11 protein-coding genes are annotated in these 14,779 nt (G+C 58.5%); 6 read left to right on the forward strand and 5 right to left on the reverse strand.

Translation table 11 applies throughout. The annotated features are described in order from the left end of the window. Positions 1-28: 28 nt before the first annotated feature. The 5 genes from PI739_RS14740 to PI739_RS14760 all read left to right on the forward strand — a co-directional run bounded on the left by PI739_RS14740 (position 29) and on the right by PI739_RS14760 (position 5,584). A complete protein-coding gene (locus PI739_RS14740) occupies positions 29-1,624 on the forward strand; it encodes an ABC transporter substrate-binding protein (RefSeq protein ID WP_003431611.1) in 1,596 nt (531 codons plus the stop codon). A gap of 74 nt (positions 1,625-1,698) precedes the next feature. Beyond that, positions 1,699-2,709, forward strand: a complete 1,011-nt coding sequence (locus PI739_RS14745) for an ABC transporter permease subunit (protein ID WP_003313766.1) — start codon at positions 1,699-1,701, stop codon at positions 2,707-2,709. Positions 2,710-2,719: 10 nt separating this feature from the next. Continuing rightward, positions 2,720-3,631 carry an ABC transporter permease subunit gene (locus PI739_RS14750; protein WP_003431612.1) on the forward strand — a complete coding sequence of 304 codons (912 nt, stop codon included), beginning with the start codon at positions 2,720-2,722 and terminating at the stop codon, positions 3,629-3,631. 10 nt (positions 3,632-3,641) lie between these two features. Beyond that, positions 3,642-4,610, forward strand: coding sequence for an ABC transporter ATP-binding protein (locus tag PI739_RS14755; protein ID WP_054081996.1), 969 nt, complete (start codon positions 3,642-3,644; stop codon positions 4,608-4,610). Then, on the forward strand, positions 4,610-5,584 hold the full coding sequence (locus tag PI739_RS14760) for a peptide ABC transporter ATP-binding protein (protein ID WP_003313770.1): 975 nt from the start codon (positions 4,610-4,612) through the stop codon (positions 5,582-5,584). The genes PI739_RS14755 and PI739_RS14760 overlap by 1 nt, the downstream gene beginning before the upstream one ends. Positions 5,585-5,883: 299 nt before the next feature. Here PI739_RS14760 and PI739_RS14765 read toward each other — a convergent pair whose 3' ends face one another. The 3 genes from PI739_RS14765 to PI739_RS14775 form a co-directional block, all read right to left on the reverse strand. Beyond that, complete coding sequence (locus tag PI739_RS14765) at positions 5,884-8,406, reverse strand: PepSY domain-containing protein (RefSeq protein WP_054082178.1); 2,523 nt, start codon at positions 8,404-8,406, stop codon at positions 5,884-5,886. Between the two features lie 36 nt (positions 8,407-8,442). Then, positions 8,443-8,724: a binary cytotoxin component gene (locus PI739_RS14770; RefSeq protein ID WP_223886461.1), complete on the reverse strand. Its 282-nt coding sequence runs from the start codon at positions 8,722-8,724 to the stop codon at positions 8,443-8,445. A gap of 90 nt (positions 8,725-8,814) precedes the next feature. After that, positions 8,815-9,978: a type III PLP-dependent enzyme gene (locus tag PI739_RS14775; RefSeq protein WP_003368674.1), complete on the reverse strand. Its 1,164-nt coding sequence runs from the start codon at positions 9,976-9,978 to the stop codon at positions 8,815-8,817. Between the two features lie 468 nt (positions 9,979-10,446). On the opposite strand from PI739_RS14775, the gene PI739_RS14780 reads away from it, so the two are divergent. Then, entirely contained in the window at positions 10,447-12,921 is a 2,475-nt protein-coding gene (locus tag PI739_RS14780) for a M60 family metallopeptidase (RefSeq protein ID WP_054082177.1), read from the forward strand. Between the two features lie 40 nt (positions 12,922-12,961). On the opposite strand, the gene PI739_RS14785 is transcribed toward PI739_RS14780, so the two are convergent. After that, complete coding sequence (locus PI739_RS14785; RefSeq protein ID WP_003368676.1) at positions 12,962-14,119, reverse strand: osmoprotectant ABC transporter ATP-binding protein OsmV; 1,158 nt, start codon at positions 14,117-14,119, stop codon at positions 12,962-12,964. Continuing rightward, positions 14,116-14,769 (reverse strand): ABC transporter permease, encoded by a 654-nt coding sequence (locus PI739_RS14790; RefSeq protein ID WP_003400010.1) that lies wholly within the window; start codon positions 14,767-14,769, stop codon positions 14,116-14,118. Before PI739_RS14790 ends, PI739_RS14785 begins: the two co-directional genes overlap by 4 nt. Between the last annotated feature and the right edge of the window lie 10 nt (positions 14,770-14,779).

Raw genomic sequence — 14,779 nt, forward strand, 5'->3', positions numbered from 1 at the left:
TCGGCGTCAACTCTATGGAGGGTTCACAATGAAACTGTTATCGCTACGAAACTCGATCGCCCTGGCCCTGCTCAGCGTCGCCGTCAGTGTTTCGGCAAAACCCCTGGTGGTCTGCACCGAAGCCAGCCCCGAAGGCTTCGACATGGTGCAATACACAACAGCAGTGACGGCCGATGCCGTGGCTGAAACCGTGTTCAACCGCCTCGCGGATTTCAAACCCGGTACCACGGAAGTGATTCCTGCGCTGGCTGACTCCTGGGAGATCAGCGACGACGGCCTGACGTACACCTTCCACCTGCGTAAAGGCGTCAAGTTCCACACCACCGATTACTTCAAACCGACCCGCGACATGAACGCCGACGATGTGCTCTGGAGTTTTCAGCGTCAGCTGGACCCGAAGCACCCGTGGCATGACAAGTCGAGCGTCGGCTTCCCCTACTTTGAAAGCATGGGCTTCAAAGAGCTGCTGAAAAGCGTCGAGAAAACTGACGACTACACCGTCAAGTTCACCCTGACCCGCCGCGAAGCACCATTCCTGGCCGACCTCGCGATGGCCTTCGCGTCGATCTATCCGGCTGAATACGCTGACCAACTGTTGAAAGCCAACAAGACCGGCGACCTCAACAGCAAGCCGATCGGCACCGGCCCGTTCATCTTCCAGCGCTATGCCAAGGATGCGCAGGTACGCTTCAAGGCAAACCCGGACTACTTCCGCGGCAAGCCGCCTGCCGATGCCTTGATTCTGGCAATCGCCACCGACAACAACGTGCGCCTGCAGAAGCTCAAGGCCAACGAATGTCAGATCGCGCTGTATCCGAAGCCGGACGACGTACCGAGCATCAAGAAAGACCCGAATCTGAAAATCGATGAGCTGGAGGCAATGACCACCGGCTACATCGCTATCAACACCACGCACAAGTACCTGAGCGACGTGCGCGTCCGCAAAGCCATTGACATGACGTTCGACAAGAACGCTTATGTCAACGCGGTGTTCGGCAAGGGCAACGCGCTGGTAGCGGTCAACCCGTATCCGCCGACCCTGCTGGGTTATAACAAAGACCTGAAGAACCCACCGATTGACCTCGACAAGGCACGCGCCTTGCTGAAGGAAGCTGGCGTTCCGGAAGGCACCACGTTTACCCTGTTCACCCGCAACGGCGGCGGACCAACCAACCCCAACCCGATGCTCGGCGCGCAAATGATGCAATCCGACCTGGCGAAGATCGGCATCAAGATCGACATCCGCGTCATGGAATGGGGTGAAATGCTCAAACGTGCCAAGAATGGCGAACATGACATGGTGTCTGCTGGCTGGGCAGGCGACAATGGCGACCCTGATAACTTCCTGACTCCGATGCTGAGCTGTGAAGCGGCGAAAAACGGCGAGAACTACGCCCGCTGGTGCAACGCCGATTTCCAGAAGCTGATCGATAAGGCGCGTGAAACAGTGAACCCCGAGGAGCGCGCTGGGCTCTATGAACAGGCCCAGGCCATATTCAACAAGGATCAGCCATGGATCAGCATGGCTCACACCAGAATGTTCACCGCCATGCGTAAAAATGTGGAGGGCTACCAAATCAGCCCGCTCACAACCAACAACTTCGCCACTACCCAGGTGAAGTAGAAAAACAATCCGGCGAGCTCATAACCCGAGACTCGCCGGAGCATGCCTAACCGGCTGATGAGGTACACACCAAGATGTTTAGTTTTATCGCCCGCCGAGTGGGGTTGCTGATACCCACTTTCTTCGGCATCACCTTATTGACCTTCGCCCTGATTCGTCTGATTCCGGGCGACCCGGTCGAAGTCATGATGGGTGAGCGCCGTGTCGATCCGGAAATGCACGCTCAGGCCATGGAACGTCTGGGTCTGAACAAACCCCTCTACGCCCAGTACATCGATTACATCGGCAAGCTCGCCCAGGGCGACCTCGGTGAATCGTTGCGTACACGCACCAGTGTCTGGTCCGAATTCACTTCGCTGTTCCCGGCAACCCTGGAGTTGTCGCTGGCGGCGCTGATTTTCGCGGGTATTCTCGGCCTGCTGGCCGGGGTGATCGCCGCACTCAAGCGAGGGTCCCTGTTCGACCATGGGGTCATGGGGATTTCCCTCGCCGGCTATTCCATGCCGATCTTCTGGTGGGGCCTGATCCTCATCATGTTCTTCTCGGTAACACTGGGTTGGACCCCTGTTTCCGGGCGGATCGACCTGCTGTACGACATTCCGCCGGTCACCGGCTTCATGCTGATCGACACGCTGCTGAGTGACGAACAGGGTGCGTTTCTCGATGCCCTGCACCACATGATTCTGCCGGCCATCGTGCTGGGTACCATCCCGCTGGCGGTGATCGCCCGGATGACCCGCTCGTCGATGCTCGAAGTATTGCGGGAAGACTACGTGCGAACCGCCCGCGCCAAAGGCCTGTCGCCTGCCCGTGTGGTCTTCGTTCACGGCCTGCGCAACGCGCTGATTCCGGTACTGACCGTGTTCGGCCTGCAAATCGGTACGTTGTTGGCCGGTGCGGTACTCACCGAAACGATCTTCTCTTGGCCGGGTATCGGCAAGTGGTTGATCGAAGCCATTGGCGCCCGGGACTACCCGGTCGTGCAAAACGGCATTCTGCTGATCGCCTGTCTGGTGATCCTGGTCAATTTCGTGGTGGATATCCTCTACGGCTTTGCCAACCCACGCATTCGTCACCAGCGCTGAGATCATCGATATGAGCACCCCTACTCCTGCGGTAGCAGTCGATCAAAGCCTGCTTTACCCATCCCCGTACAAAGAATTCTGGCAAGCCTTCTCGAAAAACAAAGGCGCGGTTGCCGGCCTGCTGTTCATGACCCTTATCGTGTTCTGCGCCCTGTTCGCGCCCTGGGTTGCCCCCCATGACCCGAGCGAGCAATACCGCGACTTCCTGCTCACGCCGCCGGTATGGCTTGAAGGCGGTCAATGGCAATTCATCCTCGGCACCGACGAACTGGGCCGCGACCTGCTGTCACGCCTGATCCAGGGTTCGCGCCTGTCGCTGCTGATCGGTCTGGCATCGGTGGTCATGTCGCTGATCCCAGGCATTCTGCTGGGCCTGCTGGCGGGCTTTTTCCCGCGCATTCTGGGCCCTTCGGTGATGCGTCTGATGGACATCATGCTGGCCCTGCCCTCGCTGCTGCTGGCTGTGGCCATCGTGGCGATCCTCGGCCCTGGCCTGATCAACACCGTGATCGCCATCGCCATCGTGTCGCTGCCTTCCTATGTTCGTCTCACCCGCGCTGCGGTGATGGGCGAACTGAACCGCGACTACGTGACGGCCGCCCGTCTGGCCGGCGCCACCCTGCCGCGCCTGATGTTCATCACCGTGCTGCCCAACTGCATGGCACCGCTGATCGTTCAGGCCACCCTGAGCTTCTCGTCGGCGATTCTCGATGCCGCAGCGCTGGGCTTCCTGGGTCTGGGCGTACAGCCACCGACGCCTGAGTGGGGCACCATGCTCGCCTCGGCGCGCGACTACATCGAACGTGCCTGGTGGGTCGTGAGCCTGCCCGGTCTGACCATTTTGCTCAGCGTGCTGGCAATCAACCTGATGGGCGACGGTCTGCGCGATGCGCTGGACCCGAAACTCAAGAACGCCGCCTGAGGAGATTCGCATGTCACTTCTTGAAATCAAGAATCTCAACGTCCGCTTCGGCGACGCCAAGGCCGTACCTGTTGTGGACGGCCTGTCCCTGAGCGTCGAAAAGGGTGAAGTACTGGCCATCGTCGGCGAATCGGGTTCCGGTAAATCGGTGACCATGATGGCGCTGATGGGGCTGATCGACTCCCCCGGCATCATCACCGCCGACGCGCTCAATTTCGACGGCAACGACCTGCTCAAGCTCAACGCACGGCAGCGTCGACGCATTATCGGCAAAGACCTGGCGATGGTCTTTCAGGACCCGATGACCGCTCTGAACCCCAGTTACACCGTGGGCTTCCAGATCGAGGAAGTGCTGCGCCAGCACCTGAACATGTCGGGCAAGGCTGCACGCCAGCGTGCACTGGAACTGCTGGAAAAGGTCGAGATCCCTGGCGCCGCCGCGCGCCTGAATGCCTACCCGCACCAATTGTCCGGCGGCATGAGCCAGCGTGTGGCGATTGCCATGGCGATTGCCGGCGAACCGAAACTGCTGATCGCCGACGAACCGACCACCGCGCTGGACGTGACCATTCAGGCGCAGATCATGGAGCTGCTGCTGAGCCTGCAGAAAGAGCAGGACATGGCACTGGTGCTGATTACTCACGACCTGGCTGTCGTGGCCGAAACCGCCCAGCGTGTCTGCGTGATGTACGCCGGTCAGGCCGTCGAAGTCGGTCAGGTGCCGGGGCTGTTCGATGTCCCTGCCCACCCGTACAGCGAAGCCTTGCTGGCCGCCATTCCCGAGCACAGCATGGGCGCCGAGCGCCTCGCCACGCTGCCGGGCATGGTCCCGGGCCGCTATGACCGTCCACAGGGTTGCCTGCTGTCACCGCGCTGCCCTTACGTGCGCGACAACTGCCGAATCGAACGCCCTGCCCTTGATCCCAAGGCGCACAGTCTGGCGCGCTGCTTCTATCCCTTGAATCAGGAGGTGGCGTAATGAGCGTCGTACTTACCGCCCGCGACCTTACCCGTCACTACGAAGTCTCCCGCGGCCTGTTCAAGGGCACGGCGCTGGTACGTGCGCTTAACGGGGTGTCCTTCGAACTGGAAGCCGGCAAGACCCTGGCTGTGGTCGGCGAGTCCGGCTGTGGCAAATCGACACTGGCGCGCGCGCTGACGCTGATCGAAGAGCCTTCATCCGGCTCGCTGAAAATCGCCGGTCAGGAAGTTGCCGGGGCCAGCAAGGCCGAGCGCAAGCAGTTGCGCAAGGACGTGCAGATGGTCTTCCAGAGCCCTTATGCCTCGCTCAACCCGAGGCAGAAAGTCGGGGATCAGCTCGGCGAGCCGCTGCTGATCAACACCAGCCTGTCAGCCGCCGAACGCCGCGAGAAAGTCCAGGCGATGATGGCCCAGGTCGGTTTACGCCCTGAGCACTATCAGCGCTACCCGCACATGTTCTCCGGCGGTCAGCGTCAGCGTATCGCGCTGGCTCGGGCGATGATGCTGCAGCCCAAGGTGCTGGTAGCGGACGAGCCGACTTCAGCGCTGGACGTGTCGATTCAGGCGCAGGTACTGAACCTGTTCATGGACCTGCAGCAGGAATTCAACACCGCCTACGTGTTCATCTCCCACAACCTGTCGGTGGTGCGCCATGTCGCCGATACGGTATTGGTGATGTACCTGGGCCGGCCTGCGGAAATGGGTCCCAAGGAAGAGATCTACAACCGTCCGCTGCACCCGTACACCCAGGCGCTGCTGTCGGCGACTCCGACCATCCATCCGGACCCGCTCAAGCCGAAGATCAAGATCGTCGGCGAGCTGCCCAACCCGCTCAACCCGCCAAGCGGCTGCGCCTTCCACAAGCGCTGCCCCTATGCGACCGAGCGTTGTGCAGCCGAAGTGCCAGAGCTGCGCCTGGTGGATAACCGCCAGGTGGCTTGCCACTACGCCGAGCAATTTGTAGCGGCGTAGCTAAAAGCCAAAAGACTATCGTGCCCACGCTCCAGCGCTCAGCGTTATACACAAGTACGCTTTTGATTCTGGCCAGCGGCCGTGGGAGCGAGCTTGCTCGCGAAGAGGCCAGTAAATCCCCTGAAAATGGGGCGTCTGGGCCATCGTATTCGTGAGCAAGCTCACTTCCACAGGGCTCTTGGACGCCCCGCGTCCGGTTTTGAGTGTGTGATGCGGCGCAGATTTGTGACGCAGAGCGTCAACCAAGGCATTCCCACGCTGGAGCGTGAGAAACGATACTCTCAACTATCGTGCGATGCTTAATACACATCCCGCCGATAACGCCCTTCCTCGATCAATTCGCTGATCGCCTGCTCGCCCAGCACCTCGTTCAACACCTGATCCACGCCCGCCGCCATACCCCGCAAGCTGCCACAGATGTAAATCGTAGCCCCTTCGTCGAGCCATAGACGCAGTTCATCGGCCGCCTCGCGCAAGCGATCCTGCACGTAGATTTTCTCTGCCTGATCGCGGGAAAAAGCCAGGTCCAGGCGCGTCAGGAGACCAGTCTCCAGCCAGCCCTGCAGTTCAGCGCCGCAATGAAAGTCATGCGCCCGGTTACGTTCGCCGAACAACAACCAGTTGCGCACCTGCCCTTGAGCGATACGCGCCTTGAGCAGGCTGCGTAAACCGGCCAGCCCCGTACCATTGCCCAACAGGATCAGCGGGACAGGTTCGACAGGCAGATGAAAGCTGCTGTTACGGCGCAAACGCAGGCTGACGGCACCGCCCACGGCACAATGTTCGGTAAGCCACCCCGAACCCAGCCCCAGGCTACCGTCGGCATGCACTTCCTGACGCACGATGAGTTGCAGAATGCCGTCCTGCGCAATCGAGGCAATCGAGTATTCACGTACGGAGACCGGCACCAGCGCATCGATCAACGCTTGCGCATGCAGCCCCACCAGATGTGAACGGTTCTGCGGTAACTGGCGGCTTTCCAGCGCCTGCGCGAGCGGCTCCTGCAAGCCATCCACGCTGACCGATGCGCCCGGATCGACACCCAGCCCGGCGAGAAACGGCTCGATGACCTGCAGCGTGTGGCGCGGCATCACCTCGACCAGATCCCCCGCCTGCCAATGCGCAAGGGTTGGCGGCACCAGGTCCAGCAGATAGACCTCCGAACCACTGCTGCCAGCGTTTAAAAGCACGCGCCGGGCCAGCGTCCAGTTCTCGAAAACCGGTGTTTGCCAGTGCGCTGCCGGCACGGAGCCAGTCAACTGCCCCAATTGCTGCTGCCAGTTTTGCAGGGCCACAGGATCGGCGCTGTCCACTTCAACAGGCGGAAACACGCTGCGCCCGCCCTGCTCGGTCAACCAGTCATGCAAACGATGGGCAAAGCCGCAAAAATGCGGATACTGCCGGTCGCCGAGCGCCAGAACGGCGTAATCGAGCTGGTTCAGTGAAAGCGGACTACCCAGCAGATTGCGCTCAAAACGTCGGGCACTGTCCGGTGCCTCTCCGTCACCAAAGGTACTGACAACGAACAAGGCATTGCGGCTTCGGCATAGCTCTTCTTCGCTCAGATCGCCCAGTTGCTTCACGCGCACCGACAATCCTGAAGCCTGCAACTGGCCAGCGGTCTGCCAGGCCAATTGCTCGGAGAAACCGCTTTGACTGGCGAAACAGACGAGCCAGGATGCGTCATCGTCGTGGTCATCACCCTGAACCTCGCCGCGTGCACGCTCGATATCACGCTTCTTGCGACGTCGATCCAGGTACAGCAACCAGCCAGTAATGAAGAACAGCGGCATCAGCAACGATGCGCCGGTCATGATGATTCGACCGACGAGCCCGAAGTAGCTGCCGACGTGCAGCGCATAATTGCTGGCCAGCAATTGCGCACCGAAACTGCGCTCGGCATAGCGTACAACCGAGCTGACCTGACCATTGGCCGGATCAAGGGTGATGGTGTTCAGCGCGCGCGGGTGCGGTGAATCCTTGAGCAGGTAAAACACCGTGGCAGGCTGACCGCCCGCAGCAGGCAGGCGCAAGTTGTAAGCGCGCAAGTCCGGCCCGGCGGCCTTCTGGATACTGTCCCAGACCGCCACGTAATCGACCACCAAGGGCGATCTTCCAGCAGCCTTGGCTGGCGCAGCGACGTCTTCGTTGAGCGGCGAATCCCCGATCAGTTTATTCAGACCGTTGCTCACCCAGTCATACGACCAAGTGAGTCCCGTGAGTGCGAACAACAGATAGAACAACAGGCACCAGGTGCCGAAGACCGAATGCAGGTCCCAATTGAAACTTGGGCCTTTCTTTGCCCAGTCAACCGTCAGCCAGACCCGCCAGTTCCGCACTGCGCGAGGCCAGCGCAGGTAAAGCCCGGACAGGCAAAAGAACACCAGAATCAGCGTACACGCCGCCGTAACCTGCTTGCCCGCCTCGCCCATGGCCAGATAACGGTGCAGCTTCAGGACAAAGTCGAAAAAACCCTCCCCTACTGCATTGCCTTTAAGCTCGCCGGTGTAGGGGTCGAAATTGCGTTTGGGGCCTCGACGCTCACCTGTTTTGGGCGTGAAAAACACCTGAGCGACACGGTTGCCAGTGGTTTCGACACGCAGAATAGCGACCGTCAGGCCGGTAGTGGCCTCCAGCCTGCGCACCAGTTCAACGGGTGGCAGCGTGGCACCACGCGACTCGACCAACAGCACATTCGGGTTCAGCGCGTCGAGAATTTCGTCCTCGAACGAATACAGCGCACCGGTCATCCCCATTAGGGTCAACACCAGACCTGCCGTGATCCCGAAGAACCAGTGCAACTGAAACAGGACTTTCTTCAGCACGCTCGCCACTCTCACTCATATTTCGCGGCGCAATTAATGCACTGACGGCCATGGCCTGTCTATCTGTAACGTGTCTTTTGCATGTTTCAACGCTTCGAGCAATTTGCTCATCTCGCGAACGTAATCGGTCTTGCAAACCTCGACCGAGGCAAGGGCCGAGAGCTGGTCACGCTTGCCCACTTCGACGTCCAGCGCTGCACGCTTTTCGTCAACCGCTGCCTGCAGTTCGGTCAACTGCGTTCGCTGCTTTTCCCTCAAGCCTACCAACTGATCCTGGAACGTATCGGGTTTCGGCAAAAAAAACGCTGCACTCATCGTACGGATCAGCGCCTCAAGGCTTATATAACTATTTTTTTACGGGCAAAAAAAAGCCCACTTTCATGGGCTTTTTCTGACGCAGGTAATTTACAGGTAGAACGACTTCAATGGCGGGAAGCCATTGAATTCTACTGCGCTGTAGCTGGTGGTGTAGGCACCGGTGGACAACCAGTACATACGGTCACCGATGGCCAGGTTGAGTGGCAGACCGTACTTGTAGTTTTCGTACATGATGTCGGCGCTGTCGCAGGTAGGGCCGGCGATGACCACTTCTTCCATTTCGCCTTTTTTCTCGGTCCAGATCGGAAACTTGATGGCTTCGTCCATGGTTTCGATCAGACCGGAGAACTTGCCCACGTCGGTGTATACCCAACGCTCGACCGCAGTACGCGACTTACGGGCGACCAATACCACTTCGCTGACCAGAATACCGGCGTTGGAGATCAGCGAACGGCCTGGCTCCAGAATGATTTCCGGCAGGTCATCACCGAAGTCTTCCTTCAGGAAGCGGATGATCTCTTCAGCGTAGGTTTCGAGGCTGTTGGTGCGGGTGATGTAGTTAGCCGGGAAGCCGCCACCCATGTTGATCAGCTTGAGAACGATGCCGTCTTCTTCTTTCAGACGCTCGAAGATCACTTTGACCTTGGCAATGGCAGCATCCCAGACGCTGATGTCGCGCTGCTGCGAGCCGACGTGGAAGGAGATGCCGTAAGGCACCAGACCCAAGTCGCGGGCAAGAATCAGCAGGTCCATGGCCATGTCGGTCTGGCAGCCGAATTTGCGCGACAGAGGCCAGTCGGCAGTGGTCGAACCTTCGGTCAGAATGCGCACATAGACTTTCGCGCCCGGTGCGGCCTTGGCAATGTTGCGCAGGTCGGCTTCGGAGTCGGTCGCAAACAAACGCACGCCCTTCTCGTAGAAGTAGCGAATGTCCTTGGATTTCTTGATGGTGTTGCCGTAGCTCATGCGCTCCGGACCGACACCACAGCTCAGGACCTTGTCCAGCTCGTAGATCGACGCAATGTCGAAGCTCGAACCCTTTTCCTTGAGCAGATTGATGACTTCAACGGCAGGGTTGGCCTTGACCGCATAATAAACCTTGGCGAATTCGAAGCCCGCACGCAGGTCGTCATATGCCTTGCTGATGATGTCAGTATCAATGACCACGAACGGGGTTTCTTGCTTGTCAGCGAACGCCTTCATTTTCTTGAAGGTTTCGGCTGAGTAGTAGTCTTCGACATTGATCGGCATGCTGCTGGAACTCCTATTGGCAAACGGTATTGGTCAATGGGTACAAATGAACGCCCTCCGTATCCCCACTTTGGTTCGCCTACTTCCCAAGGCATGTCGCCGAAAGCAAAAAGGCCCTGAAGGGCTGCCTTCCTGGCCTTGCTGTCTCGTCGTCAGTACTTGAGCCGGATGGATCGTTTCCAGCATGGACGTTCGGCGCGAACTTTAGGACCTGAGGGGCCGGATATCAACAAAAAATGTCGCGTTTTTGCACAGGGCTCTTGAGTTGCCTTCCCAAGGACCTGTTTAACCGACCTGCATGACAGGCAGATGTTCCCCACCTCCGTCGCCAATGCCTTTTCGCAGCACGCTGGGCATCACCTTATTCACCGGCACGCAAAGCAAATCAGCCTGTCAGTTCTGTCAGTAGACGGATGCAGGGGTTGCGCGCTCAATAAACAGCTCAGACCGCCTTTTCAGGTAACGATCATGGATGACCGACACCTTCACGCCGCAAGCTCCGTTGCGCCCAGTGCAGTTCAAGCCCGGTGGCAAGCCTTCGGCTTCGGATCTGCCGAAAGTCATCGCCAACGTCACGCCCGTACCAGGACACACACCGACTTTCAGCCGACTAATATTTATGTAACGAAAGGCGATCGGCTGGAAATCACAGCAACCAGTCTGTACATGAATCTGGTGTCTGCAGTGATCGGGGTGCCAGAACTGGATACCCCCACCTCGTACCCGCTGAACCGTGGCATGAACGTTCTTGTCGCGACCAACACAGGCCTGCTGGGCTTCACCAACCTGGACCCCCTTGGCCACGTGGTTCTGGACATAACAGGACAGTACAACCATGTGCCGTTTTTCAGAATGGATATGACCAATCTGGAATGGGAACAGCAAATGGCGCACTACAGCGAAGCGCCTGTCGTGCTGCTTACCAGCCCGAGGGCTATTGTCGTGGTGCGCTATCAGAGCGCACAGCTCTACCTGACCGATCCCGTAAAGCTGATGGGCAATTTCGATGGTGCCATTAGCGCGCAGGATGGTATTTCAGGCTTGATCGACTACGGCACGATGGAATGGGCGCTTGATCCCAGTAAACATTTCTACGTGGAAGCGGACCGGCTTTACATGTTTGCCACAAACGGTCATATGGGGTTTAACGGATCGGCTGCGCTGGCGCGTTTATTGTCGACCGCCCCTGAAGATGGTTGGGGCCCTTGGCACGAAAGCGGCCATCAACGACAACTCAGCCCTATGACATGGGGCACCGGCACCGGAATGACAGAGGTCACGGTCAATCTCTACTCGATGGCCGCCCAAGAGTTTTTCCTTGGCCGTGCTACAGGCGCCGACTCCAGTTACCCCCCCGTGAAAGAGTACCTGGCCAGTAGCCTGCGAGCGTACGACAACATCAAGGAGGCCGGACACAAGCTTGTCATGCTCTGGCAATTGCGTCTTAGCTTCGGTACTTCGTTCTACCCGCAATTGCACCAGCGCTATCGGCTCATGCACAACCCGCCCACCGTCAGCGACGATAAAGCGCAGCGCTTCATCGTCGAAACCTCGCTGCTGAGCCACCTCAACCTGGCGGAATTCTTTGATCGCTGGGGATTGTACCCAACCCCTGAAACCCTCAACCAGATCGCCGACCTGCCCGCATTGACGCGGGCCATTTGGGAAAATGACGCTGAGACGACGATCCCGATCGATCTGCCGTTGCTCACTTACACCCCGCCGCTTGCCCATATCCTGTCCAGCGTGCACGGTACCTTTCAAGACCGGATAAAGTTTACCGTTGCCAAGCAATGGTACACGTCATACCGTTACGAAATAACGCTAAACGGCACATTAGTGGCGTGGGCAGACAACGGCGAACACGTGGGTTGTGAAGCCCGTATCGAGGAAGGCATCGCCTACGTTGAAGCCAGCACTCCCCTCTCCGAAGGGGATGAGGCGTCAGTCAAGGTGTTTGCTGGAGGCAAGCCATACACTGTGGCCAGCACCGCATCACGACCCATCCTGCTGTTCAATATCAAGGCCATGTTTACCGATGACCGTTGCGCTGAACTGAGGCCCGGCATTACCCAGCCAAGGCTTGACGTTCTTTTCTTCAATCTGGAGAAAGAAAAGACCGATGAACTGCACGGCCGACTATTGAACCGTGCACAACGGTTGCTCCTGCAAAAAACCATAAGAAGCGTGATCGTCAGCGCAGGACTTGTCCAAGTGACGTTCGAGGGTGAGGCTTTCAAGAATTATGATTACACGATCGTCTTCGGAGCCCCTCCTTATGCAACGCTTGAGAAGGGCTCCCCCAACGGCTCAGGACTTATTGACAACACCTGGATACGCCTCGGCGGCGTAGGCCATCAAGAGGTGACCATCACGGCAATTGCAGGCATAGGGAAACCCTATACCCTGTTCTCCGGCAACGTCGAACAGGCAAAAATCGCCCTGCCCATCCGCCAGCTCTTCACCGACTCAACGATGACCCAACTGGTAGCAGGTGTCGATCAGGCAAGCGTTGATGCCCTGTACATGACCGTCAATGGCAACCCTCTCATCAGCGTGACAAACCGGGCGTCTTACCGTTCTTATCTGGCCATTGCCCAGAGTATGTTGTTGCGACTGACAGTCGCGAAGGTCGTCAGAACAGATGACCTGCTGGAGGTCTATTTCGAGGGAGACACGTTTAAAAAGCTTAACTACAAGCTTTTGGTCAATGACCTCTATGCCTCCGAGATCACCCAAGGCAAAGCCTACTATTCAAGTGTGTCCAACCAGGTCTGGACCAGCAGCAAGAAGTTCGAGGGTAATGACCACTGTAAAGTGAACGTCGAGTATCAGGGGGTCGTGACAACGGTGTATGAGAGCGACGCTGCAGACGCAATGACTGCGTCTGCATTGCAGGAAAACAACGTCACTCAATGTGGCATGGAGAATTTCCAAGTGTGAACATTGCCGCCAGCCATGATGCTGGCGGCAATACATCCGGTCAGGAAGCCACTTGCTCGGCTGGCGAGACAATACTGGTCTTCATGCCACGCGAACGGCCGGAGCTCAGATAAGCCGCAATGGACTCTTGCGTCACTTCACCCAGGAACACGTTCTCGGCGTCCAACACCGGCAGCCAGGCGCGGTTGAACTCGTACATGCGCGACAGGAGGATGCGCAAGTGCTCGTCGTAAGCGGCGGTGGCGTTGAATTCACGCAGGAACTGCGCGCACGTGCCCTGCTGACGGTGCAGGTCACGACGACGTACATAGCCCATCGCCTTGTTCTCGCTGTCGGTGACCACGATATAGCGACGGTCGTTTTCGTCCATCACTTCCAGCGCATCAGCCACCGGGGTTTCCGGGCTGACCGATGGCGCGTTGTCGGCGGCGTCTTCGGCCTTGACCAACAGCAGACGCTTGAGGGTGCTGTCCTGGCCGACGAAGCTGCTGACGAAGTCGTCGGCCGGATGCGCGAGCAAGGTGTCCGGGTGATCGATCTGCAGCAGTTTGCCACCACGGAAGATCGCGATCTTGTCGCCCAGCTTGATGGCTTCATCAATGTCGTGGCTGACCATGATCACGGTCTTGTTCAGCGCGCGCTGCATCTCGAAGAACTCGTTCTGAATCATCTCGCGGTTGATCGGGTCGACCGCACCGAACGGTTCGTCCATCAACAGCAAGGGCGCGTCGGCTGCCAGGGCACGGATCACGCCGATACGCTGTTGCTGACCACCGGACAGTTCACGCGGGTAGCGATGCAGGTACTGTTTGGGCTCCAGCTTGATCATGCTCATCAATTCACGAGCACGGTCATGGCAACGCTGCTTGTCCCAGCCGAGCAGCTTGGGCACGACCACGATGTTTTCTTCGATGGTCATGTTCGGGAACAGACCGATCTGCTGAATCACGTAGCCGATGTTGCGACGCAGGGTCACTTCGTCCAGATCAGTGGTGTCTTCGCCATTGATCAGCACTTTGCCGGAGGTCGGCATGATCAGGCGGTTGATCATTTTCAGCGTGGTGCTCTTGCCGCAGCCCGAGGGGCCGAGGAAGACGCAGATTTCGCCTTCGTTGACCGTGAGGCTGACCGAATCGACAGCCTTCACTTCTTTGCCGTTGCTCTGGAAAGTCTTGGAGAGGTTCTGGAGTTCGATCATTTCAGTAATCCTTTTGGAGTCAGCGTGCGTTGCAGCCATTGCAGGAGAAGGTCGGCGATGATGGCCAGAATGCTGACCAGTACCGCGCCAACGATCAGCATCGACATATCGCTGCGGCTGATAGAAGCAAGAATGAGTACACCCAGACCACCGGCACCGATGGTCGCGGCAATGGTCATGACACCGATATTCATCACCACGGCGGTGCGCACACCGGCGAGGATCACAGGCACGGCGATCGGCAGCTCGACCATGCGCAGACGCTGGCCGAAGGTCATGCCGATGCCTTTGGCGGCCTCGCGGATACCCGGTTCTACGCCAGTCAGCGCCAGGTAGGTGTTACGCATGATCGGCAGCAGCGAGTAGAGAAACACTGCGGTAATAGCCGGCATCGGGCCAAGGCCCTGGCCGAATTTGGAGTAGAACGGCAGCAACAGGCCGAACAGAGCAATCGACGGCACGGTCAGCAATACCGTGGCGCTGGCCTGCAACGGGCCCGCCAGTGCTGGAAAACGCGTCATCAGCACGCCCAGTGGCACGCCGACGACAATCGCCAGGGTCACGGCAATGCCCACCAGCGTAATGTGCTGCCAGGTCAGTTGCAGAACCTGTGCCCAGTCCAGATGGGAGAAGGCGCTCAAGAAACTCATATCGTCTCCT

The sequence above is a fragment of the Pseudomonas cerasi genome, assembly GCF_027983475.1.
Lineage (GTDB): Bacteria > Pseudomonadota > Gammaproteobacteria > Pseudomonadales > Pseudomonadaceae > Aquipseudomonas > Aquipseudomonas cerasi.

Coding starts and splice junctions, on each gene's coding strand:
- PI739_RS14740 (WP_003431611.1), top strand. CDS start 29: ATGAAACTGTTATCGCTACGAAACTCGATCGCCCTGGCCCTGCTCAGC.
- PI739_RS14770 (WP_223886461.1), bottom strand. CDS start 8,724: ATGAGTGCAGCGTTTTTTTTGCCGAAACCCGATACGTTCCAGGATCAG.
- PI739_RS14755 (WP_054081996.1), top strand. CDS start 3,642: ATGTCACTTCTTGAAATCAAGAATCTCAACGTCCGCTTCGGCGACGCC.
- PI739_RS14780 (WP_054082177.1), top strand. CDS start 10,447: ATGGATGACCGACACCTTCACGCCGCAAGCTCCGTTGCGCCCAGTGCA.
- PI739_RS14790 (WP_003400010.1), bottom strand. CDS start 14,769: ATGAGTTTCTTGAGCGCCTTCTCCCATCTGGACTGGGCACAGGTTCTG.
- PI739_RS14785 (WP_003368676.1), bottom strand. CDS start 14,119: ATGATCGAACTCCAGAACCTCTCCAAGACTTTCCAGAGCAACGGCAAA.
- PI739_RS14760 (WP_003313770.1), top strand. CDS start 4,610: ATGAGCGTCGTACTTACCGCCCGCGACCTTACCCGTCACTACGAAGTC.
- PI739_RS14745 (WP_003313766.1), top strand. CDS start 1,699: ATGTTTAGTTTTATCGCCCGCCGAGTGGGGTTGCTGATACCCACTTTC.
- PI739_RS14750 (WP_003431612.1), top strand. CDS start 2,720: ATGAGCACCCCTACTCCTGCGGTAGCAGTCGATCAAAGCCTGCTTTAC.
- PI739_RS14775 (WP_003368674.1), bottom strand. CDS start 9,978: ATGCCGATCAATGTCGAAGACTACTACTCAGCCGAAACCTTCAAGAAA.